The sequence below is a fragment of the bacterium genome, from assembly GCA_024226335.1.
Taxonomy (GTDB): Bacteria; Myxococcota_A; UBA9160; order SZUA-336; family SZUA-336; genus JAAELY01.
The window spans coordinates 1-938 of the sequence record JAAELY010000214.1 but is presented as its reverse complement, the minus strand read 5'-3'; the positions used below and the strand labels follow the sequence as shown (position 1 = coordinate 938).

At 61.1% G+C, this 938-nt stretch carries 2 protein-coding genes; both read left to right on the top strand.

The annotated features are described in order from the left end of the window. Positions 1–53: 53 nt before the first annotated feature. Positions 54–515, top strand: a complete 462-nt coding sequence (locus GY725_10640) for an aminomethyl transferase family protein (GenBank protein ID MCP4004643.1) — start codon at positions 54–56, stop codon at positions 513–515. Between the two features lie 33 nt (positions 516–548). Next, on the top strand, positions 549–938 hold a 390-nt coding region (locus GY725_10635; protein MCP4004642.1), incomplete at its 3' end, for an NAD(P)/FAD-dependent oxidoreductase.

Sequence of the window (938 nt, the reverse complement as noted above, 5' to 3'; positions counted from 1 at the left end):
TGTCGATCGAAGCCGACTTCACCTCGTCGACGCAGACGGCTTTCGACGTTCAGATGACGTCGCCACTCGAGCTCGGGCTCGGCTGGATGACCAAGCTCGACGGCGATTTCTTCGTCGGCCGCGACGCCTTGCGGCAAGAGAAGGCCACCGGCTCGTCGCGCTGGGCCACGGTCGGAATCGAGCTCGACGTCACCGTGATCGAGAAATACTTCCGGATCTACGGCATGCCGCTTCACCTGCCCGACACGGCCTGGAACGAAGACGTTCCGATCTACTCCGACGAAGCACAAGAGCACCACATCGGCCGGGGAACGAGCGGCACCTGGTCACGATTGCTCAAGAAGTACATCGTGATCGCCCGCGTGAAGCCCGAGTACGGGAAGCTCGGAACCCGCTTCTTCATCGAAGAGGTGATCGAGGCCAAGGCATACTCCATTCCGGCCACCGTGGTGAAGATGCCTTTCTTCGATCCGCCGAGAAAGAAGTCGATCATCAAGAAGCGAGCGACGTCTTGAAACGAGCTTTTCAACTCTCAGCCAGGGATCAGTATGGCGCAATCGTATGACGCGATCGTGATCGGGGCCGGCCACAACGGCCTGACGTGTGCAGCGTATCTCGCACGAGCCGGCCGCAAGGTCCTGGTGCTCGAAAAGCGATACGTGATCGGCGGCGCAACCGTCACCGAGGAGATCTACGAGGGCTTCAAGTACTCGGTGTGCTCGTACGTCGTCAGCCTGCTCCGTCCCGAGGTCACGCGCGAGCTGGAGCTCGCCAAGCACGGGCTGCAGATCCATCCGGTCAACTCGACCTTCATGTCGAACGACGACGGGCCGCCACTCATCACGTGGCCGGACGAGGCCAAGACGCGCAACGAGCTCCGAAAGTTCTCGCGGCGCGATGCGGACATGGCGGCGAAGTTCGAAGAGGTGATGTTCAAG